The organism is Bradyrhizobium sp. LjRoot220 (assembly GCF_964252915.1).
In the GTDB taxonomy this organism is placed as follows: Bacteria; Pseudomonadota; Alphaproteobacteria; order Rhizobiales; family Xanthobacteraceae; genus Bradyrhizobium.
The window spans coordinates 150,384-170,272 of record NZ_CAXUPS020000003.1 but is presented as its reverse complement, the minus strand read 5'-3'; the positions used below and the strand labels follow the sequence as shown (position 1 = coordinate 170,272).

Genomic DNA, 19,889 nt, shown 5'->3' with positions numbered 1-19,889 from the left:
AGGCACGATTATTCCGCCCCAAACGCAAAAGGCCTCCGAGCCGAAGCTGGAGGCCTTCGCTGTCACGAGGGGTACATCCGCCCTTGGTGACGACACCACCGAAGCGCAGCAAGTGCGCTATGAATTCGTCCCGGCAGTTTCGCGGGCCAGCCGTTCTGCCTTGAGCCGCTCGAAATTTGCGCGGAAAGCGTCATCCGCCTGCTTGCGCGCAACGAGCGCCTTTTCGGCATCCTCGCGCGCCCGCGCCTTCTTGGCCTCACGTTCTTCCTTCGTGGGCGGCAGCTTCTTTTGTACGTTCTCTTGGGTTTCGTAATCCATGACCAATCAACGTTGGATGACGTTGAAAGTTCCCTGATGCGCGCGCAGCGCGACGGCTTCCAGCACGCTCCGCCGCCCGCTACTCGCCCCAGGCGGCGAACGCCTCGTTGAACGCGCGCTCGCCCGGCGCGCCCTTTTCGATCGCGATGATGGCGCGGCGCTGGTTGACGTAGACCAGCGGCACGTCGAACCAGGAACGCTCCTTCAGGAGCTGCAGGTTGCGGGCGCGGTCGGCGTCGACGTTGGAGAGGCCGACCAGGAAGAAGCCGTCGGTGACCTTCACCGCGAGCCCCGCCAGCGGGGTGCCGCGCGCCTGCTCGTTGGATTTCATCAGGATGCCCGGCACGTTGCTGACGCCGCCGCCGGAGAAATCCTGCGGCAGGATGAAGGTGAGCTCCGCGGTGTGGCTGGCCGGCAGCGATGTGTCGGTGTTGCGGCGGAACGACATCGTCATCTTGAACTTGCGGTCGGGAATCTCGATGTCGGCGCGCACGGTGATGTCCGGCTTCTGGTTGCCGGTCGCCTTGATCGGTTCGATACGCCAGATCACCGAGCCGACATATTGCTTGCCCTTGGGATCGGACGGGTCCTCGTCATACAGCACGACGCGCTGCGCCACCGGCGCCAGTTGCTCCGACGACGGCTGGCCGACGCGATCGGGGATCTTCGGCTTGGACTGCGGCGCGGACGGATCCTTCGGCGCGTCGACGGCCGGCGAGGACTTGAACAAGCCGGAGACGATGGTCACCGCCGGCTTGCCCCACAGAATGCCGGCGCCGACCAAAATCAGCACGACGCCGATCGCGATCGCGCTTTTGAACGGAAACGCCGCGCCGACCCTGCGCGGCTTCTTCGGCTCGCGGTCGCGATCCTGCGACAGCCGCGAACGCGGCGGCGGCTGCATCGGCGGGGCCTGCGAATAGCGGTCGGCCTCCTCGACCGACTCGTCATAGGAGTACGGCGCTTCCGGATCGGCGCCGCGGTTCTCCATGCTCGGCTCGAGCCGGTCGAACTCCGGCGTCGGCGACGGCACGTTGGCATAGGTCTTTCGCGCCGAGCGGCTGGCCTGCGCCGCGGCGCGGCCAAGATCGTCGGCGTCGGCGGCGATGTCGCGGAAGCCGCGCATGCCCGGCGGCTGCGGCATCTGCGGCGCCGAATTATCGGGACCGCGGCGCGCCGCGCCTGATCGTTCACGGGTCGGCGGCAGCGCCGGTTCCGGCATCGGCAGCTGCGGCGGCCGTGGTGGCGGGGGCGGCGCATCGGGCCGCAGATTGCGCGGCGGGCGCTGCTGCTGGTCGCCGTCGCGCGGGGGCGACGGCGAGGCCGGACGTGGACGGGGAGCTGGCGCTGTTGCCGCGCCGGATTCCGGCGGGCGGGCATTGGCGCGGCGGAAGGCGTCGCCGCCACGCGCAGCCCCGGCCCCGCCGGGCCGCGAGGCGTCGCGGGCGCGCTGGGCGGCCTCGGACTCGACCTTGCGGACGGCCTCTTCCAGCGACAGCCGCTCGCGGGTGATTTCGGACTCGCTGAGCGGCGGCTGAACGCTGCGCAACTGCGCGATCAGCGCCGAGCGGGCCCGCTCATAGAGCGCACGACGGCTCTCGCCGGGAGCACTGGGGTCCAGTCCGGCAATGGCGCGGGCGATCAGCGGGTAGTAGTCAGCCATAACGACTCAACAATGCGGACTTATGGGTAACAACTCGTTAAGCCTCAAAGGGGTTTTGAACGAGAATAGTATCTTCGCGTTCGGGGCTGGTGGAAAGCAGGGCGATCGGACAGCCCACCAATTCCTCGACCCGGCGGACATATTTGATGGCCTGGGCCGGCAAATCTGCCCAGGAACGGGCATTGGCGGTCGGCTCCTTCCAGCCTTCGATCGTCTCGTAGACCGGCACCACCCGGGCCTGGGCGCCCTCGCCGGCCGGCAGATGGTCGATTTCCTTGCCGTCCAGCATGTAGCCGGTACAGACCTCGATCGAATCGAAGCCGTCGAGGATGTCGAGCTTGGTCAGCGCCAGCCCGGTGATGCCGCAGGTGCGGACAGTCTGTCGCACCAGCACGGCGTCGAACCAGCCGCAGCGGCGCGGGCGGCCGGTGTTGGTGCCGAACTCACGGCCGCGCTCGCCGATCTTGCGGCCGATCTCGTTGTCCTGTTCGGTCGGGAACGGGCCCTGCCCGACCCGGGTCGTATAGGCCTTGCAGATGCCGAGCACGTAGCCGACCGCGCTCGGGCCAAGGCCGGTGCCGGTCGCCGCCTGCGCCGCCACCGTGTTGGACGAGGTGACGTAGGGGTAGGTGCCGTGGTCGACGTCGAGCAGCGCGCCCTGCGCGCCCTCGAACAGGATGCGCTTGCCTTCGCGGCGCTTGATATCGAGCAGCCGCCACACCGTCTCGGCATAAGGCAACAATTGCGGCGCGACCGCGCTGAGTTCCTTCAGGATGGCGCCGCCGTCGAACTCTTCCAGGCCGAGGCCGCGGCGCAGCGCGTTGTGGTGCGCCAGCAGGCGGTCGATCTTGTGCGGCAGCGTGTCGAGATCGGCCAGATCCATCAGGCGGATGGCGCGGCGGCCGACCTTGTCTTCATAGGCCGGGCCGATGCCGCGGCGCGTCGTGCCGATCGCGGTGCCCGCATTAGTGGATTCCCGGAGCGCGTCGAGTTCGCGGTGCAAGGGCAGAATCAGCGTGACGTTTTCGGCAATCCGCAAATTCTCCGGGCTGATGGCGACGCCCTGGCCCTTCAGCCGGCCGACCTCGTCGAGGAAGGCCTGGGGATCGAACACCACGCCGTTGCCGATCACGGCGAGCTTCGAGGGCCGCAGCACGCCCGACGGCAGCAGCGCCAGCTTGTAGGTCTCGCCATTGATGACCAGCGTGTGGCCGGCATTGTGGCCGCCCTGGAAGCGCACGACGATATCGGCCTGCTCCGACAACCAGTCGACGATCTTGCCCTTCCCCTCGTCGCCCCATTGGGCGCCGACGACGACAACATTGGCCATTTCTAAGGGTTTCCCTGCGGCTCAAGTGGTTTCAGCATGACCTCCCCGGAAATTACTGCCCGACTTTCCGGATCATGCTTTAGCGTGCCCAGCCAAAATCACGGCCGGCGGCCGTTCGCATGCAAGGCAGCCCAACCGGATAAAGGAAGCAGCCCGTCTAGGCAAGCAAGAAGGCAGCTGTGGGGGTCGTCAAAAAGGAGGACAACCCATTGATATCCCCCAAAAATTTGTGGCGACGCGAAGGCGGCGAGATGAACACGGAGTAATCTGGCAAATGTCTAAAACCACCCAGGCGACCAAGGCGCTGGAAAAGCTCGGCGTGAAATTCACGCTGCACAGCTACGCCTATGATTCGGGCGCGGAAAGCATCGGCCTGCAGGCCGCCGAAGCGCTCGGCGTCGAGCCCTACCGGATGTTGAAGACGCTGATGGCCGAGGTCGACGGCAAGCCGGTTTGCGTCGTGGTGCCCTCGGATGCCGAAGTCAGCATGAAGAAGCTCGCGATCGCGTTCGGCGGCAAGGCCGCCAAGATGATGCGGCCGGCCGAGGCCGAACGCCTCACCGGCTATCATGTCGGCGGCATCTCGCCGTTCGGGCAGAAGAAGCGGGTGCCGGTCGCGATCGAAGCCGCGGCGCTCGGCCACGCGACCGTCTTCCTCAATGGCGGCCAGCGCGGGTTGCAGGTCGAACTCGATCCGGGCGAGGCGATGCAGGCGCTGGGCGCGATCGCGCCGGTGCTGGTGCTGTGAGGATTTGATCCACTCGTTCGTCATGCAAGGCAAGAGCGCGAAGCGCGTCTTCGCGCTAGACGTCCTTGCCGGAGCTTGCAAGAAGACGTGGATGGCCGGGACAAGCCCGGCCATGACTGAGATTGATTTTGCTCTACGACGCGGCGCGCAGTTTTGCTTCGGGGTCCGGCTGCGCGAAATCGCAGCGCTTCGCCACGATCAGGAACAGCAGGACCAGCGGCACCATCGATGCCAGCAGCACAGCGCTGGCGACCAGCGCCGCCGACGGCGTTCCCCAGGCGTCCTGCAGGCTTCCGGCGGCGGTCGGCCCGGCCGCCATCAGGACGTAGAAGCAGGTATAGAACAGGCCGAAGCCCACCGAGCGATCGGCCGGCTCGAGCACCCTGGCCGGCAGCGACATGATCGCGCCCGACATCGGACCGATGGAGATGCCGAAGACCATGCAGGAGATCGTTGGGTGGAAATCCAGCACAAAGAGCATCAGCGCCGCGGCGCCAATCAGGCCACAGACAATGATCGCGGTGATCGGCCGGTTAGCGCGGTGAACCAGATAACCGCCGGTTGGGATGGCAACAATCGTCAGCCAGATCGAGAGGCTGGTGAGTGACGCCGCAACCGTCGGCGAGGAGCCCTGCGCCACCATCAACGGCGGCCCATAGCTGAAGAACAGGACGCCGGCGAGATTCATCGCGCCCCAGATCGTGCCGGCGATCATGACGGGCAGCAGCGCTGCGCCCGGCAGGCTGCCGCGGCCCGCGGCCTCCGCCTGGACCGGCTGCGCGGCGTGCGGAATCATCGCGAAAGCGCAGAACGCCGCCGCCGAACAGACCGCGCCCGATACCATCACCCCGTGCCAGCCGAACGATTGCGCGATCAGGGCCTGGATCGGCAGCGCAATCATCGCGCCGAACGGCCAGCTCATCTGCAAGACCGACATCGCCAGCACGATCTCGCGGGCATCGAACCAGTCCGCCACCATTTTGGTCGCAACCAGACCCACGACCGTCCCGCCGATCCCGCCGATCGTGCGCGCCACCAGCGCAAAGGCGAGATCGCCGGAATAGCTCAGCGCCAGGCCGGAAACCGCCATCAGCACCAGACCGGCCAGTCCGAGGATCTTTTCGTTGAAGCGCCGACCAAGCAATCCGGTCGGAAACGCGACAAAGGCGCCGGGCAGCAAATAGGCGCCGAGCAGCATGCCGATTTCGACGTAGCCGATGCCAAGATCGGCCATCAGGAGATTGGCCGCCGATCCGATCGATTGAAACTGGAATCCGATGGCCGCGCGCGTCACGAACAACGCCGCAAGGATGATCCACCTGCGTCCCGTCATACTGCTGCTCCTGGGGATCAATCCGTCGATTTGCGGTTCACGCCAACGCTGAGCACGTTGGAGAATTCGGACAATTCGTCCTCGGAAATCTCATGCAGTGTCAAGCGTAATTGCATGATCGCGAGATCGACCAGATGGCCGGCAAAGGAGACGCCGCCGGCCACCAGCAGGTTGCGTTGTTCGACCAGCACCGGAAGCACATTACGCAAACGACGCGCACTCAACTCATCCATAGCGATGCCCTTTGAGAGGTCGCTGCGACGTCGCGACCAGCCATTGGCCGGTGGTGGCGACGTCGGCAAAAAGTTCGATCGCCCTTGTGGCGAGCACGTGGACGGCAGCGGCGTCGGTATTGGGCCGCGACCGGCTCACCGATGCATCGCTCAGGAAGGTGACGCGATGCTCCCTGCGCGCGGCATCCATCGCCGTCGCAAGGCAGGTTTCCTCGGCGACGAGACCGGCAATGGCGAAACTTCCGGCCTGCGCGACCACGCTCTCGAACAGCTGATTGCTGTAGCAGGACGGCTGCTGGCGCTCGAACACCATATCCGACCGCCGCGGCTCGAGACCGGAAATCCAGGCCGACTGGCTCGAGCATTCGAGCAGGCCCGGGCCATCGCCCCGACCCTCGGCCTGCCGCGTAAACGCGATCGGTATGGCGGACTCGCGCGCATGCCGGATCGCGGCCATGCAGTTGTTCAGCGACCGCTGGATGCCGGGCGCGTCGTCCCCGGCCAGTGCGGCGTAGTTTTTCTCCTGCAGGTCGACCATGATCAGCAGGCGGCCGCGCGATGCGCCGACATAGGTTCGCAGATCGATGACCGAACTCATTGGACGCCCGCCGCTTCGCAAGTTCCCCGGCTCGTGGATTTTTCGAGGATGCCCGGCCTGTCCCAGCGGCCCTCGGGACGAATGAGCACGAACGGATCGTCGTCGAGGCTGATACTTTGCGGATGCTTCTCGGTCTCGAGTTTGACCTCGACATAGTCAAAGTCGGAAAACACGAACTTGCGGCCCGGCGCGCGCTTGAACCCACGTTGCTCCCAGAAAGCGAGCAGCCGGGTCTGGGCGTGCGCGTACAACACGCGGTAGCCTTTCTTGCGGCACAGCTCGATGGCGGTGTCCACGATCTGGCCGGCCAGTCCGGCGTTGCGACTTTCGTTGCGGACGGCCAGTCGTTCGAACTTGGCGAACTCCGCAAAATAGCGGATCCGCATGCAGCCGACCGGCTCGCCATCCTTATGGCAGATCAGATGGGTGGCGGAGAAATCGTTGCCGTCGAATTCCTCTTCGAACGGGCAGCGCTGTTCGCCCATGTAGACCGCGCCGCGGATCGCAATGACGCGCGCCATCTCGTCCATCGAGCGGACGACCTCGACGGTGACCGGCTCGGGCGGCACGGCCTTGACCGGCGGCAGGTCCCTCGAGCGGTCGAACATCTGCAGATGCGGCGTGAACAGTTCCTGGTAGCGAGCGCCCGGCTGGAAGCCGAGCGGCTCCAGCACCCGCAGGCCGCCCTTGGTGATGGGACGCGAATAGAGGTTGACGCCCTGATAGAGCGGCGAGGAGATTTTCTGCAGCACCAGCGGGATCGCCGCCGCCAGCGTGCCCTTGGCATGGATCGCCCAGACATAGATGCCGGCCGGACGCTCCGATTGCCGCGCGACGTAGCACAGCTCGGGATCCCTGGTGTTGAGCCGCCCATCGAGCAGCCGGCGCATGCCCTCATGGGTCAACGGCAGCACCGCAAGAAAGCCCTCGCCCTCGGGATTGGTGATGTCGAAGCGATCGCTTCGCGCGATCGCCCAGAAAATATCGGGGTTGTGACGCGCCGCAGCGCAGAGGATTTCATTCGTGGTTAATCCCGGTATGTCGGCGCGAGCCCGGTCAACCAGCGCGCCGATGCCGGCGGCGCCGACGGTGAAAATCACCGTGCGTCTGGCCACTTGAAGATTGGTCATTCTCTCAAGAGAATGGGCGTTGGACCGGCTGGCGGCAGCGGCCCGGCCTGCGCGAGCGTGTTCCCGGGCGGACTTTCTGATCAGATCGATGTCGAGCGCGTTCATTGATCATCTCTTGATTGTGCAAACCTTGGATTTCTGCCAACAATAGAAATATTGTTCCCTTAAATTAGAAGGCGACAAACGAGGCGATTTGTATGCACTCAGGTGAGCGCAGGGGCGCGCACAATGGCGCGCATGTGCCGGGACGAATGGCGAACTGGGATCTGGTCCGGATCTTCCTGGCGGTCGCCCGAACCGGGAGTTTCCGGGCGGCGGCTGCGCAGCTGAAAATGTCCGCCAATTTCCTCAGCAAACGAATTTCAGTCCTGGAGAATACCTACAAGACGCCTCTGATGACCCGCCACGTCGACGGGATCAGGCTGACGCCGGAAGGCGAGGCGGTTCTGGACGCCGCCAAGCGGATGGAAGAGGCCTCATTCGGGCTCGACCGCGCGCTAAACCGGGGGACGCCGGCGCTCACCGGTGAGGTCCGGCTTGCGGTGACCGAGGGGCTCGGCACCTTCTGGCTGGCGCCCCGGCTGGTCGAATTCCAGCGGGTCTATTCCGGCCTGCTGGTCGATCTGAAATGCGAGATGCGATCGGCGGACGTGCTGCGGCTCGAAGCCGATGTCGCCGTGCAACTCGAGGAGCCCGGCAATCCCAACCTGAAGCGGGTGAAGATCGGCCGGCTTCACATCATGCCATTCGTCAGCCCGTCTTATGTCGAAATCTATGGCATGCCGACAGACCTGAACGACCTCCAGCAGAATCATCGCATGGTGATTCAGGACGCAGAACAGACCAAGGGCAAGGAGATGTACGAGCGACATGCCGTGCGCGAACAGCTCGGTTTTGTCGCGATGCGCAACAACGTCTCGAGCGCGCATGTCTGGGCGGTTTCCAAAGGCGCCGGCATCGGCTGGTTGCCGACCTACATAGCGGCGATCGCCGGGCCCCTGATTCCGCTCGACCTCGGCGTCAAGTTTCCGCTCGATATCTGGCTCACCTATCATCCCGATGCGAAGCGGATTCCGCGCGTCAAGCAATTGATCGACTGGACCATCCACGCGTTCGACGGCCGCAAATATCCGTGGTTTCGCGATGAGTTCGTCCATCCCAACGATTTGCAGAAAACCTACAAAGGTGAGCCGCTGGTGAATCTGTTCGCTGGCTTCATGAAAGAATCACGGTCAAAGACTGGCTGAGCGAGGCAATGAGCAAATCGACCGACGGGCAAATCGATCAACTGGTGAAGGCGCGATGGCTGGCGCTCGGGCTCTCGCAGGACGATCTTGCGGAAGTGCTCGGGGCTTCTGGCCAGCCGGCGCCGAAAACCGGCAATGGATCGGGTCGCGTCGATGTCGGCCGACTGATGCTGGTGGCGGACGCACTCGGCGTTTCCCACGATCTGTTCCGGGGCCTGTCGCCGGCGACCAGGCCGCAAAAGCCGGAATCCGGCAACGCCGATTCCGATACGATGCAGGCGCTGCTCGAACTGCGTTTGCTCCGCGTGTTCCGCGAACTGCAGGACAACAATACCAAGCGAATGCTGATCCAGCTGGCCGAGCAGATCGTCAAGCGGCAGGCCGCGGGTCCCGACGAAGCCGGCTAGCACTCCCGGAACCGCCGCGCGCTAACGCCCTCCGTGCATGGTCGCGATGCATCTGCCCCATTGATGAACATCTGAAATCGGTGTCTGTGACGCGGGCCGGGCGATCTCTCCGGCCCGGCTTAATCGCCGGGCGGGCCGCGGCGTCATGAACCGGGCCTTGTCTTTGCGAATGCCTGCCACCGAACCCGACGCGCCGGCGCGGCCAGCAAACTGGATCGCCAACCAGCCCTATCTCTTGCTCAGCATCACCGCGCTGTGCTGGGCCGGCAACGCCATCGTCGGCCGCCTCGCCGCCGGCCACATCGCGCCGGTGACGCTGTCGTTCCTGCGCTGGTCGCTCGCGTTCCTCGTTATTCTTCCGTTTGCCTGGAAACATCTGGTGCACGACTGGCCCGCGATCCGCGGTCGTCTCGGCATCATGATCTTTCTGTCGATCACCGGCATCGGCGCCTTCAACACCCTGCAATATTGGGCGCTCGAACACACCCAGGCGCTGAACACGCTGCTGCTGCAGTCGGCGGGGCCGCTGTTCGTCGCCAGCTGGTCGCTGATCCTGCTCGGCGTGCGCTTGACGTGGGCGCAAGCCGGCGGAATCGCGGTGTCGCTGGCCGGCGTGCTGGTCATCCTGCTGCACGGCGACCTCACCACACTCAGGAATATCGAGTTCAACAAAGGCGACCTCATCTTCACCGTAGCGCTGGCGATCTTCGGGCTCTATTCGGTGCTGTCGCTAAAGCGCCCCGCCATCCACGGCCTGTCGTTCGTCGCCTTCACCTTCGGCGCCGGCGCGGCCTGCCTGATTCCGCTGTTCATCTGGGAGCTGTCGACGCAACCGCTGATGCGGATCGACACCGCCAATCTGCTGACGCTGTTTTATGTGGCGCTGTTTCCCTCGACGCTGGCCTATCTCTGCTTCAATCGCGGCGTGCAGCTGATCGGCGCCAACCGCGCCGCCCCGTTCTTTCATGTGGTGCCGGTGTTCGGAACCGTGATGTCGATCGTGTTCCTCGGCGAACATCCGCAGCTGTTCCACTTCCTGGGATTCGCGCTGGTCCTGACCGGGGTATTTGTGGCGTCGCGAAAGCCGGCAACGAGCTAGCGCGTGTACTCACACATACGGGATGTCCGGTTTTCGGGGTCAAACAGACTTACGCAGGCAATTCCGACATGCCGCCGAATGACCCCTGAGCGGACATTCGCGTACCCGCTGACGGGCTATGTCTCCGCTACAGTCGGCCGTCAGCATGCCAGCGGGTCCAGACCACGTCAAACCAACTTGATTTGCTTTGCAAACACGCCGTTCCCGGGCGATTTGGCGTCCTCTCAACCAACGAGGGGGTATTCATGGCCAATCCTACACCGACGAATGCGGCGGCCGATCCGGAGCAGGTGGCTCCGAACCACTGGGACACGACACCCGAAAACCAGGCGCCGACCTTCCGCAATCAGAACCAGGTCTGGCCGGTGCGCGTGATCCGGCGCGGCGACGCGGTGCGGCCGCTCCCATCGCACGCCCGTTCGCTCGCAGGCCTGACCTTTGAGGTGGGCGGGGTGCGTGTCGGCCTCAGCGACTACATGGCCCGCCGCCGCACGGCCGGGCTCTTGATCCTGAAGCACGGCGAGATTGCGCTGGAGCGCTACGGCATGGGCAACGGCCCGGAGAGCCGGTGGGCCAGCATGTCGACCGCGAAGTCGATCACCGCGACGCTGGTCGGGGCTGCGCTCCACGAGGGCGCGATCGGCGGCCTTGACGACGCTTGCGAGCAATACCTGCCGCGGCTGCGCGGCTCGGCTTACGAGGGCGTCACGATTCGCAATCTCCTGCGGATGTGCTCCGGCGTGGCCTGGCGCGAGGAAGACGATGCAGACGGACGCTCAGAGGACTATCGCCTCGGCAAGGTCATGGAGGGCCGGCGGCCAGGCTCCGTCCTCGACCTGCTGCACGAACTGCCGCGTGCTCATCCGCAGGGCGCCGTCTTCAACTATTCGACCGGCGAGAGCTGCCTGATCGGCGCGCTGGTCGTGGCCGCTACGGGCCGGCCCCTGGCCGACTACTGCGCTGAGAAGATCTGGCGACCTGCCGGCATGGAGGCCGACGGGTATTGGCAACTCGAATCCGAGGACGGCCTGGAGCTGGGCGGGCTTGGCGTCAGTGCGCGCCTGCGCGACTTCGGCCGCTTCGGCCAGCTGGTGCTGGAGGACGGCGAAGCGTTCAGTGGCCGACGGGTGCTGCCGCCCGGCTGGCGCGATCTCGCCGGACAGCCCGACAGCGCGCCCACCGCCTTCGGTCGGCTCATGCCCGGTTCACCGGCGGGATACGGCTATCACTGGTGGGCGGTGCCGCCCTTGCCGGGCAGCGTCAACAACGGTGCCTTTGCGGCGAATGGCGCCTATGGCCAGTTCATCTTCGTCGATCCGACCGAGCAGGTGGTCATTGCACTTCAGAGCGCGTGGCGTCAGCCTTACGACAGCGACGCCGCGGTCGAAAACATCGCGATGATCAGAGCCGCGGTGAGCGCGCTGCGAACGGAGCCGGCGTCGTAGGCCCCGGAGCGGTGAGCCGCCAAAACGGACCTGCCGGGTCGGTCCGGTCATGATCGCACGCACCAGCATCGTCAGCTGGCGCGTATGCAGTGGTTCCACTCAAGCGGAAACTGGTGCTGCCCGATGGCAAAGAGTTGCTACGCGAGTTCAAGGCTGGCGACGTGATGTGGTCGGATGCGCGGCGGAGAAACGCCCACCCAAGTCATCATGATCGAGATGACGTAGCTGCGCAGACAAGCGGACGCTCAAATATCCGTAAGGGCCGCAAACGCATCCCGCAGCAGGGATCCAGATGTTCGAAAATGACCCAGGCCGCCGTTAACGAAAGAGCGGAGCGTGTCCGCTCTGCCCATTTTTTATGTTGGCGATAAGAGCTCGGCGTTAACCACAGCTAACGGTTCCAGTCTGAGCGAAATCGCTTCGAAGTTTCTTAAATTTTGCTGGGTACTTCTTCCGGGCATGGTGACCTGGGGAAAGCTATGAGTAAGCGGGCCAAACGAGGCAAGGCAGAGACGCTCGCACTACCAATGGTCGGGAGAGTTGCCATTGGCGCCGTGGCGGTCGCCGCATTGGGGTACAGTTTGCTGTCTCGCCCGACGAGCGTGCAGCCGATACGAAAGCCGTCCGCGCACCAGGCCTTGGCGTCGTCAACTCCGGTTTACGTGGCAACGCCAGTTCATGCATCAGCGCCGGCTCCGGCCCCGGCCCCGGCCCCGGCTCCGCCGCCTCTGGTCGAACCGCCAAAAGCCGCTGACGGTCCCGGAGCATTTGTTCGGCAGGTGGTTGACTACGCCAGCCACCAGATGCCGGGCACCGTGATCATCGATGCCAAAAACACGTTCCTTTATTTCGTTCTGAACGACACGCAAGCAATACGCTACGGCATCGGCGTTGGCCGCGAAGGTTTCACATGGTCCGGCGAACAGACGGTGGCCCGCAAGACGGAATGGCCGGATTGGCGTCCGCCTGCAGATATGCTTGAGCGTCAGCCTTACCTGCCGCGGTTTATGGCAGGCGGTCCCGGCAACCCGCTCGGCGCTCGGGCGATGTATCTCGGCGAGACCGAATATAGAATTCACGGCACCAACAAGCCCGATACGATCGGGAAGCGGGTTTCATCCGGCTGTATCCGGCTGACCAATGAGGACGTCGTGGACCTTTATGAGCGGGTGAAAGTCGGAGCGAAAGTGATCGTGCTTCCGGCAGCCGCTGCCCGTCGCCCATCCCAGGGAGCGCCACCCGACGCCGCTTTCCGATCGCCGAACCCGGCATTGCCGTCGAACCGGCCTTCGGCAACTAACGCGCAGGCATCTGGACCGAAGATCGCCGAGGTCCAGTAACTCAGAGCGTGCTCGGTCTGCAACCTTCGGTCGCCGCTTTAAGGTCAGCAGTGACTTAGCCGACGCGCTTTGACGAGCTGACCATGTCCGCTCCGAGGGTAAAGCGGACATGGCATGCCTTCGTAGGTTGACCGCATTTTCGAGGGCACGCCCCGGGATCGCCTCGGTGACTTGCAGCGGCAAATCCGCTATCTGTTGACCTGCTTCGCAGGATTTCGCTGATGGCGCGCGCCAGCAATCTGATGATCGGGACCTTGACCCTGGCGTTGATCGCCGGGTCGCTCGGCTCGTTCCTTGGCTACCAGAAATTCGCCGGCAATAAGCAGAAGACGCCGTTCCGGGTGATTTTCGAGGGCCCCGCCTCCGGCCTGCGCAACGGCGGCAGCGTGAATTTCGCCGGGGTCCGGGTCGGCGAAGTGGTGTCGATGAAACTGGACAATCCGCGCCGCGTCGTCGTGATGACCATGATCGACGGCAACACCCCGGTGCGCAGGGATACCCAGGTCGGCCTTGAATTCCAGGGCCTCACCGGCATCGCGGCCGTCTCCTTTGTCGGCGGCACGGTCGATCCGCCGCCTCTCGGGCCCGACGGGATTCCCGAACTCACGGCGGATCTGGAAGGCACGCTCGACATGCAGGAACGGATCCGCGTGACGCTGCGCAACGTCGACAAGATCATCGCCGACAATGAGGTCGCGGTAAAGGATACGCTGCGCAACTTCGAAACGTTCACGGCCTCGCTGACCGGCAACGGCGAGCGGATCGCCAGCATCATCAGCACCGCCGATGCAGGCATCAGTTCCGTCGACAGCGCGCTGGACAAGACCACGGATTTCCTCGGCGGCCTCGGCAGCGACAAATATGGCGGTGAATTGCTGCCGACCGTGATCTCGATGCGCGAACTGATCGTGAGTTTCGACAAGAAGTCCGACACGGCGCTGAAAGAAGCCCGGAAAATGCTGATCGATCTCAGCCAGTCCATCAACACCAGCAAGTTTGCCGCGCCCCCCGCCAGACGATAGGGTATTGCCCGATAATAACCAAGAACAGGGAATGCCGTGCTCGACAAGACCGTGACCGCCCCGCCCGCAACGGTGACCCGCGCCGAGAGTGCGGTTCCGCGCCACCTGAAACGCTATCTCACGCTCGATGATTTCGAAGCGACGGCGCGGCGGCGGATTCCGAAATTTCTCTACGGCTATATTTCGGGCGGCGCCGAGACCGATGCCGCGGTGCGCGACAACCGCAAGGCCTTCGACGAATATGGTTTCGTGCCGCGGGTGCTCAACGACGTCTCCGGCCGCGACCAGACCACGACGCTGTTCGGCAAGACCTACGCCTCGCCGTTCGGCATTCCGCCGATGGGTTCTTCCGCGCTGTGCGCCTATCGCGGCGATATTGTGCTGGCGCAAGCTGCTGCGGCCGAAAACGTGCCGATGATCCTGAGCGCTTCCTCGCTAATCACGCTGGAGGACGTGCGCCGCGCGAATCCGGCCGCCTGGTACCAGGCCTATCTGGCCGGCCTGCCCGCGCGCATCGAGCCGCTGGTCGACCGGGTGGCCGCGGCCGGCTACGACACCTTCGTCGTCACCGCCGACGTGCCGGTGCCGCCCAACCGCGAGAACAACATCCGCAACGGCTTTCAGGTGCCGCTGGCGATCACGCCGCAGGTCTTCTGGGACACGGTGACGCATCCGCACTGGCTGTTCGGCACGTGGCTGCGCACCGTGAAGAACCACGGCATGCCGCATTTCGAGAACATGGACGCGCAGCGCGGCCCGCCGGTGCTGGCGAAAAATTTGATGCGCAACATCGGCGCCCGCGACCAGTTGGCCTGGAAGCATGTCGAACTGATCCGCAAGCGCTGGAAGGGCAAGCTCGTCGTCAAGGGGCTGGTTTCGCCCGCCGACGCCCGCATCGCGCGCGAGAGCGGCGTCGATGGCGTGATGCTCTCCAACCATGGCGGCCGCCAGCTCGACTACACGATGTCCGCCCTGCGCACGCTGCCGGAGATCGCGGCCGAGGCGAAAGGCATGACCATCATGGTCGACGGCGGCATCCGCCGCGGCACCGACGTGATCAAGGCACTTGCGCTCGGCGCCCATTTCGTCTGGGTCGGCCGTCCCTTCCTCTACGCGGCCATCGCCGGCGGCGAGGCCGGCGTGCAGCGCGCCATCAGCCTGCTCCATGCCGAGATCGACCGCGACCTCGCGCTGCTCGGCATTCGCAATATCGCCGAGATCACGCCGGATCTAGTGCGAAAGTTTTGACGCGGGATAGCAGGATTTGACGCCCTCGCCTTGACGATCCCCCGTAACTCGGAAAACCTGTCCCCAGGGGACTGATTTCAGCAGCCGATTTTCAGCACGGCCAGATCAGCCACGGCCAGAATCGACAGGCCTTTTCGGACAGGGCGACCGTTGCCAGAAGTGGTACGTCTATTGCTTCCGGTCAGTATGCGCGTGAGGGGAAGAACACACGATGATCCGCCTGTTTCTCGATCGGCTCTACCTTTTCTCCGGCTACCTCGCCGGCGTTTTCCTGATCGCGATTTTCGTGCTGATGATGCTGCTTTCGGCCGGCCGGCCGCTCGGCATCAACATTCCGGCGGGCGACGATTTCATCTCCTGGTGCATGGCGGCAACCGCCTTCCTCGGGCTCGCCCATACGTTCAAGCACGGCGAGATGATCCGCGTCGGTCTGCTGATCGACCGCCTCAGCGACAGTGTGCGCCATTATGTGGAGATCGCGGCCCTCCTCGTCGGCACCGGCTTCATCGGCTTTTTCGCCTGGCATGCCGTGATCATGACCTGGCAGTCGTGGAAATTTTCCGACATTTCGCAAGGCGTCATCGCGGTGCCGCTGTGGATTCCGCAGCTCGGCTACAGCGGCGGCCTCGTGATTCTTTGCATCGCCTTCGTGGACGAGCTGATCCATGTGCTGCGCGGCTTCCCGCCGCGCTACGAATTGCCGAAACCGACCAGCGCCGAGGAAATCGTCGAGCGCGCCATGCAGAGCGGGGTCTGACATGGAGCTTCTCTCGATCGCCGCCATCCTGCTGGGATTTCTCGCGCTGCTGCTCGGCGCCGGCGTCTGGATCGGCGTCGCCCTGATGGCGACAGGATGGGCCGGCATGCAATTCGCCGGCGGCGCCATTCCCGCCGGCAGCGTGCTGGCGACAACGGTGTGGGGCAACAGCGCGTCGTGGTCGCTCGCCGCCTTGCCGCTCTTCATCTGGATGGGCGAAATTCTGTTCCGCACGAAGCTGTCGGAGGAAATGTTCCGCGGATTTGCGCCGTGGCTGAACTGGCTGCCCGGCCGGCTCATGCACGTCAACGTGCTGGCCTGCGGCGTGTTCGGCTCGGTGTCGGGATCGTCGGCCGCCACCTGCGCCACGGTGGCCAAGATCGCCCTGCCCGAACTGAAGAAGCGCGGCTATGACGAAGGCCTGAGCCTCGGCTCGCTGGCCGGTGCCGGCACGCTCGGCATTCTGATCCCGCCGTCGATCACCATGGTGGTCTACGCCGTCCAGGCCAACGTCTCCATCATTCAGGTTTTCCTCGCCGGCTTTCTGCCGGGCCTGCTGGTGATGGCGCTTTACTCCGGCTACATCGCGATCTGGTCGCTTGCCAATCCGAAGCGCACGCCGCCGGCCGACCCGCCCATGAGTTTTCGCAAGCGAATCGCAGAATCGCTCAATCTGTTCCCGTGCCTGCTGCTGATCGCTTTCGTCTTTCTGTCGTTGCTGATGGGCTGGGCGACGGCGACCGAATGTGCCGCCTGGGGCGTACTGGGATCGCTCGCAATCGCCTGGTGGCAGGGCGCGCTGACCTGGCCGGCCTTCTGGGCCAGCGTCATGGGCGCAACGCGGGTCAATTGCATGATCCTGCTGATCCTGGCGGGCGCTTCCTACATGGGCACGTCGATGGCCTACACCGGCATCCCGCTCGCGCTGGCGAACTGGGTCAACGGCCTGCAACTCAGCCCCTATTCGCTGATCGCCGCGCTCACCGTCATGTACATCGTGCTCGGCACCGCCCTCGACGGCATTTCCATGATCGTGCTAACCACGGCCATCGTCATTCCGATGGTGAAGCAGGCGGGCTTCGATCTGATCTGGTTCGGTATCTTCCTGGTGCTGGTGGTGGAAATGGCTGAAGTGTCACCGCCCGTCGGCTTCAATCTGTTCGTCTTGCAGACCATGAGCGGCAAGGATTCCAACACCGTCGCCAAGGCGGCCCTGCCGTTTTTCTTTTTGCTCGTTCTCGCGGTTGCCATCATCACGGTCTTTCCTGATATCGTGATGCTGCTGCCGCGGATAGCGTTCCCTGGCTAGAGAGAGGTATTGTCATGTTCAGATTTGTTAAAGCGGGCGCAATGGCTGCCTGCGTCGCGGCGCTTGCCGTTCCCGCAACTGTCGTTCCCGCAACAGCGCAGACCAAATGGAATCTTCCGGCAGCCTATCCGGCGGACAATCCGCATTCGGTCAACCTGATCGCGTTTGCCAAGGACGTTGGCGACGCCACCGGCGGCAAGCTGCAAATCGCCGTGCATCCCGCCGCATCCCTGTTCAAGGCACCGGAGATCAAGCGCGCCGTCACCACCGGTCAGGCGCAGGCGGGCGAGGTTCTGATCTCGCTGCACGAGAACGAGGACCCGCTGTTCGGCGTCGATGTTATCCCGTTCCTGGCAACGAGCTATCCGGCGGCCAAGAAACTGTGGACCGCATCAAAACCCGCCATCGAAAAGAAGCTCGCATCGCAAGGCCTGATGCTGCTGTTCGCGGTGCCGTGGGGTCCGCAGGGCATTTATGCCAAAAAGGACCTCAACACCCTGGAGGACATGAAGGGCCTGAAGTGGCGGGCCTACAATGTCGGGACATCGCGTATCGCCGAACTGGTCGGCGCGCAGCCGATCACCATCCAGGCGGCGGAATTGCCGCAGGCGCTGGCGACCGGCGTCGTCAACGCCTTCATGACCTCGGGCTCGACCGGCTACGACAGCAAGGCCTGGGAAACCATGACGCACTTCTATGATACGCAGGCCTGGATTCCAAAGAACGTCACCTTCGTGAACAAGGCGGCTTTTGACGGCCTCGACAAGCCGACGCAGGACGCGATCCTCAAGGCCGCCGCGGTCGCCGAAGAACGCGGCTGGAAGCTCGCCGAGGAAAAAGCCAAGTGGTATCTCGACCAGCTTCAGGCCAACAAGATGAAGGTGCTGCCGCCACCCCCGGCGCTGAAGTCCGGCCTCGAGAAAATCGGCGAGCAGCTGACGGCCGATTGGTCGAAAAAGGCCGGCGCCGATGGTGAAGCCGTGATCGCCGCCTACAAGAAGTAGGCCGATCGATATCGTGCTCTGCTAGCAAAAATCGTCATGGCCGGGCTTGTCCCGGCCATCCACGTCTTTCTTGCTGAAGTGAGTAAGACGTGGATGCTCGGCACAAGGCCGAGCACGACGAAAAAAGCGAATAGCTTTCAAGTGTTGGGCAAGACCTGAAAACGGCCGCTTTCCCGGTCAGGCTCTCGGCAATGGCCCCACCCCGAACTTGCTGTACGCCTCGCTGGTACAAATGATCACATGCTCGGCGCAGCCATTGGTGCGGTGCGGATCGCAGCGGGTTTCGTAATCCGCCGAGGTCATCATGTCGATGAAGGCGGCGGCGTCGGGGTAATACACCAGCGCCAGATAATCCCACTGATTGCCCTCCTCGACGCCAAGCGCGACCGCCTTGGCGTCGCCGGTCCATAGCAGCGTGCCGCCGCGCGCCTTGATCATCGGCACCGTGAGCGCGCTGTAGCGCAGGTAAGCATCCCAGCCCGATCCGTCGCCGTCGAGCGAGCGCTCGCGGAACCGCATCAGATTGACCATCACGACCGGCCCCTGGTGCTCCAGCTCCTTCAGACCCCTGACATTCAACAGATCCACGCCCATGATGTGCTCCTGACCGGATACGACGAATTCGAAACATTGCAGCGTTGCAGCCATGGTAGCATTGCAGACTCGGGACTTGTCGCGCGACGTAAATCCGGCACAACTCGTGTAACACCATGACCAGCCCCGCACCTGTGCCGCCTGCCCGCGATCCCATCGGGTGGCTCAACAACCAGCCTTATATCCTGCTGACCCTGACCTCGCTGTTCTGGGCCGGTAACATCGTGCTGGCACGCCATGTCGGCGACCACGTGCCGCCGATCACGCTGACCACGATCCGCTGGTTCGGCGTCTTCCTGATCCTGTTGCCGTTCGCCTGGCCGCACCTCAAGCGCGACTGGAAGGTCTTGCGCGCCCATCTGCCGATGATGCTGTTGTTGTCGGCAATCGGCTTTGCCTACAACAACGCGATTTCCTACTGGGCGATGCAATATACCCAGGCGCTGAACGCGCTGCTGATCCAGTCGTCCGGCCCGCTGTTCGTGGCGATGTGGTCGCTGGTGCTGTTCGGGGTGCGGCTGACCGGCGCGCAGCTCGCCGGCATCGCGATTTCGCTGATCGGGGTCCTGACCATCATCCTGCGCGGCGATTTCGCAGCGCTCGCCAGCATCTCCTTCAACAAGGGCGACGTGATGTTTGCCTCGTCGCTGGTGTCGTTCGGGCTTTACTCGGCGCTGATGCCGCGCCGCCCGGTGACGCATCAATTGTCGCTGATTTCCTTCACCACCTGCTGCGGCGCGCTGATGCTGGTACCGTTCTCGGTCTGGGAGTTTTCGAGTGGTGCCAGGCTGAAATTCGATTTCCTGACGCTGGCGACGCTGGCCTATGTCCTGATCTTTCCCTCGACGCTGGCCTATACGTTCTTCAACCGCGGCCTGGCGCTGATCGGCCCGAACCGCGCCGCACCGTTCTTCCACCTGGTGCCGGTGTTCGGCTCGGCGATGGCCATCCTGCTACTCGGCGAGCAGTTGCGGCTGTTTCACCTGGTCGGCTATGCGCTGGTGCTGGCCGGCGTCGTGATCGCGTCGCGGCGGGCTTCGGCGAGGGCGTGAATTCCGTGTCCT

At 64.1% G+C, this 19,889-nt stretch carries 20 protein-coding genes; 12 read left to right on the top strand and 8 right to left on the bottom strand.

What is annotated here, in order from left to right; translation table 11 throughout:
- Window positions 1-117 precede the first annotated feature (117 nt).
- The 3 genes from ACSQ84_RS14895 to ACSQ84_RS14885 form a co-directional block, all read right to left on the bottom strand.
- Window positions 118-318 (bottom strand): hypothetical protein, encoded by a 201-nt coding sequence (locus tag ACSQ84_RS14895; RefSeq protein WP_436212440.1) that lies wholly within the window; start codon window positions 316-318, stop codon window positions 118-120.
- A 79-nt stretch (window positions 319-397) separates the two neighbouring features.
- A complete protein-coding gene (locus tag ACSQ84_RS14890; RefSeq protein ID WP_436212439.1) occupies window positions 398-1,981 on the bottom strand; it encodes a hypothetical protein in 1,584 nt (527 codons plus the stop codon).
- 37 nt (window positions 1,982-2,018) lie between these two features.
- Window positions 2,019-3,311 carry an adenylosuccinate synthase gene (locus ACSQ84_RS14885; RefSeq protein WP_436212438.1) on the bottom strand — a complete coding sequence of 431 codons (1,293 nt, stop codon included), beginning with the start codon at window positions 3,309-3,311 and terminating at the stop codon, window positions 2,019-2,021.
- A 274-nt stretch (window positions 3,312-3,585) separates the two neighbouring features.
- Between ACSQ84_RS14885 and ybaK the strand changes: the two genes are divergently transcribed.
- Window positions 3,586-4,059, top strand: a complete 474-nt coding sequence (gene ybaK, locus ACSQ84_RS14880) for a Cys-tRNA(Pro) deacylase (protein WP_436212437.1) — start codon at window positions 3,586-3,588, stop codon at window positions 4,057-4,059.
- A 133-nt stretch (window positions 4,060-4,192) separates the two neighbouring features.
- Here the strand turns inward: ybaK and ACSQ84_RS14875 are convergent, their stop codons facing one another.
- The 4 genes from ACSQ84_RS14875 to ACSQ84_RS14860 are packed head-to-tail and all read right to left on the bottom strand — an operon-like array spanning window position 4,193 to window position 7,353.
- Window positions 4,193-5,392, bottom strand: a complete 1,200-nt coding sequence (locus ACSQ84_RS14875; protein WP_436212436.1) for an MFS transporter — start codon at window positions 5,390-5,392, stop codon at window positions 4,193-4,195.
- 17 nt (window positions 5,393-5,409) lie between these two features.
- On the bottom strand, window positions 5,410-5,625 hold the full coding sequence (locus tag ACSQ84_RS14870; protein ID WP_436212435.1) for a hypothetical protein: 216 nt from the start codon (window positions 5,623-5,625) through the stop codon (window positions 5,410-5,412).
- On the bottom strand, window positions 5,618-6,223 hold the full coding sequence (locus ACSQ84_RS14865; RefSeq protein WP_436212434.1) for an isochorismatase family protein: 606 nt from the start codon (window positions 6,221-6,223) through the stop codon (window positions 5,618-5,620). Before ACSQ84_RS14865 ends, ACSQ84_RS14870 begins: the two co-directional genes overlap by 8 nt.
- Window positions 6,220-7,353, bottom strand: a complete 1,134-nt coding sequence (locus tag ACSQ84_RS14860; protein WP_436212433.1) for a GNAT family N-acetyltransferase — start codon at window positions 7,351-7,353, stop codon at window positions 6,220-6,222. The genes ACSQ84_RS14865 and ACSQ84_RS14860 overlap by 4 nt, the downstream gene beginning before the upstream one ends.
- A 197-nt stretch (window positions 7,354-7,550) precedes the next feature.
- Between ACSQ84_RS14860 and ACSQ84_RS14855 the strand changes: the two genes are divergently transcribed.
- From ACSQ84_RS14855 to ACSQ84_RS14810, 10 genes are all read left to right on the top strand, one after another.
- Window positions 7,551-8,600, top strand: a complete 1,050-nt coding sequence (locus tag ACSQ84_RS14855; protein WP_436212432.1) for a LysR family transcriptional regulator — start codon at window positions 7,551-7,553, stop codon at window positions 8,598-8,600.
- A gap of 8 nt (window positions 8,601-8,608) precedes the next feature.
- Window positions 8,609-9,007: a hypothetical protein gene (locus ACSQ84_RS14850; protein ID WP_436212431.1), complete on the top strand. Its 399-nt coding sequence runs from the start codon at window positions 8,609-8,611 to the stop codon at window positions 9,005-9,007.
- Between the two features lie 169 nt (window positions 9,008-9,176).
- A complete protein-coding gene (locus tag ACSQ84_RS14845; RefSeq protein WP_436212430.1) occupies window positions 9,177-10,106 on the top strand; it encodes a DMT family transporter in 930 nt (309 codons plus the stop codon).
- Window positions 10,107-10,351: 245 nt separating this feature from the next.
- Window positions 10,352-11,551: a serine hydrolase domain-containing protein gene (locus tag ACSQ84_RS14840; RefSeq protein WP_436212429.1), complete on the top strand. Its 1,200-nt coding sequence runs from the start codon at window positions 10,352-10,354 to the stop codon at window positions 11,549-11,551.
- Between the two features lie 479 nt (window positions 11,552-12,030).
- Window positions 12,031-12,891, top strand: a complete 861-nt coding sequence (locus ACSQ84_RS14835) for a L,D-transpeptidase (protein ID WP_436212428.1) — start codon at window positions 12,031-12,033, stop codon at window positions 12,889-12,891.
- Between the two features lie 221 nt (window positions 12,892-13,112).
- Entirely contained in the window at window positions 13,113-13,913 is an 801-nt protein-coding gene (locus ACSQ84_RS14830; protein ID WP_436212427.1) for an MlaD family protein, read from the top strand.
- 36 nt (window positions 13,914-13,949) lie between these two features.
- A complete protein-coding gene (locus ACSQ84_RS14825) occupies window positions 13,950-15,161 on the top strand; it encodes an alpha-hydroxy acid oxidase (RefSeq protein WP_436212426.1) in 1,212 nt (403 codons plus the stop codon).
- Window positions 15,162-15,372: 211 nt separating this feature from the next.
- On the top strand, window positions 15,373-15,918 hold the full coding sequence (locus ACSQ84_RS14820; RefSeq protein WP_436212425.1) for a TRAP transporter small permease: 546 nt from the start codon (window positions 15,373-15,375) through the stop codon (window positions 15,916-15,918).
- A 1-nt stretch (window position 15,919) separates the two neighbouring features.
- The gene (locus tag ACSQ84_RS14815; protein ID WP_436212424.1) at window positions 15,920-17,227 is read left to right on the top strand and encodes a TRAP transporter large permease; all 1,308 of its coding nucleotides are present in this window, start codon (window positions 15,920-15,922) and stop codon (window positions 17,225-17,227) included.
- A gap of 41 nt (window positions 17,228-17,268) precedes the next feature.
- Window positions 17,269-18,231 carry a TRAP transporter substrate-binding protein gene (locus ACSQ84_RS14810; protein WP_436213081.1) on the top strand — a complete coding sequence of 321 codons (963 nt, stop codon included), beginning with the start codon at window positions 17,269-17,271 and terminating at the stop codon, window positions 18,229-18,231.
- Window positions 18,232-18,408: 177 nt separating this feature from the next.
- On the opposite strand, the gene ACSQ84_RS14805 is transcribed toward ACSQ84_RS14810, so the two are convergent.
- Window positions 18,409-18,825, bottom strand: coding sequence for a DUF1330 domain-containing protein (locus ACSQ84_RS14805; protein WP_436213080.1), 417 nt, complete (start codon window positions 18,823-18,825; stop codon window positions 18,409-18,411).
- A 116-nt stretch (window positions 18,826-18,941) separates the two neighbouring features.
- Between ACSQ84_RS14805 and ACSQ84_RS14800 the strand changes: the two genes are divergently transcribed.
- A complete protein-coding gene (locus tag ACSQ84_RS14800) occupies window positions 18,942-19,877 on the top strand; it encodes a DMT family transporter (protein ID WP_436212423.1) in 936 nt (311 codons plus the stop codon).
- Window positions 19,878-19,889: the final 12 nt, after the last annotated feature.

Bases quoted from the DNA above. Each gene is read 5' to 3' on its own strand.
- ACSQ84_RS14895 (WP_436212440.1), bottom strand. From the start codon at position 318: ATGGATTACGAAACCCAAGAGAACGTACAAAAGAAGCTGCCGCCCACG.
- ACSQ84_RS14890 (WP_436212439.1), bottom strand. From the start codon at position 1,981: ATGGCTGACTACTACCCGCTGATCGCCCGCGCCATTGCCGGACTGGAC.
- ACSQ84_RS14885 (WP_436212438.1), bottom strand. From the start codon at position 3,311: ATGGCCAATGTTGTCGTCGTCGGCGCCCAATGGGGCGACGAGGGGAAG.
- ybaK (WP_436212437.1), top strand. From the start codon at position 3,586: ATGTCTAAAACCACCCAGGCGACCAAGGCGCTGGAAAAGCTCGGCGTG.
- ACSQ84_RS14875 (WP_436212436.1), bottom strand. From the start codon at position 5,392: ATGACGGGACGCAGGTGGATCATCCTTGCGGCGTTGTTCGTGACGCGC.
- ACSQ84_RS14870 (WP_436212435.1), bottom strand. From the start codon at position 5,625: ATGGATGAGTTGAGTGCGCGTCGTTTGCGTAATGTGCTTCCGGTGCTG.
- ACSQ84_RS14865 (WP_436212434.1), bottom strand. From the start codon at position 6,223: ATGAGTTCGGTCATCGATCTGCGAACCTATGTCGGCGCATCGCGCGGC.
- ACSQ84_RS14860 (WP_436212433.1), bottom strand. From the start codon at position 7,353: ATGACCAATCTTCAAGTGGCCAGACGCACGGTGATTTTCACCGTCGGC.
- ACSQ84_RS14855 (WP_436212432.1), top strand. From the start codon at position 7,551: ATGCACTCAGGTGAGCGCAGGGGCGCGCACAATGGCGCGCATGTGCCG.
- ACSQ84_RS14850 (WP_436212431.1), top strand. From the start codon at position 8,609: ATGAGCAAATCGACCGACGGGCAAATCGATCAACTGGTGAAGGCGCGA.
- ACSQ84_RS14845 (WP_436212430.1), top strand. From the start codon at position 9,177: ATGCCTGCCACCGAACCCGACGCGCCGGCGCGGCCAGCAAACTGGATC.
- ACSQ84_RS14840 (WP_436212429.1), top strand. From the start codon at position 10,352: ATGGCCAATCCTACACCGACGAATGCGGCGGCCGATCCGGAGCAGGTG.
- ACSQ84_RS14835 (WP_436212428.1), top strand. From the start codon at position 12,031: ATGAGTAAGCGGGCCAAACGAGGCAAGGCAGAGACGCTCGCACTACCA.
- ACSQ84_RS14830 (WP_436212427.1), top strand. From the start codon at position 13,113: ATGGCGCGCGCCAGCAATCTGATGATCGGGACCTTGACCCTGGCGTTG.
- ACSQ84_RS14820 (WP_436212425.1), top strand. From the start codon at position 15,373: ATGATCCGCCTGTTTCTCGATCGGCTCTACCTTTTCTCCGGCTACCTC.
- ACSQ84_RS14815 (WP_436212424.1), top strand. From the start codon at position 15,920: ATGGAGCTTCTCTCGATCGCCGCCATCCTGCTGGGATTTCTCGCGCTG.
- ACSQ84_RS14810 (WP_436213081.1), top strand. From the start codon at position 17,269: ATGGCTGCCTGCGTCGCGGCGCTTGCCGTTCCCGCAACTGTCGTTCCC.
- ACSQ84_RS14805 (WP_436213080.1), bottom strand. From the start codon at position 18,825: ATGGGCGTGGATCTGTTGAATGTCAGGGGTCTGAAGGAGCTGGAGCAC.
- ACSQ84_RS14800 (WP_436212423.1), top strand. From the start codon at position 18,942: ATGACCAGCCCCGCACCTGTGCCGCCTGCCCGCGATCCCATCGGGTGG.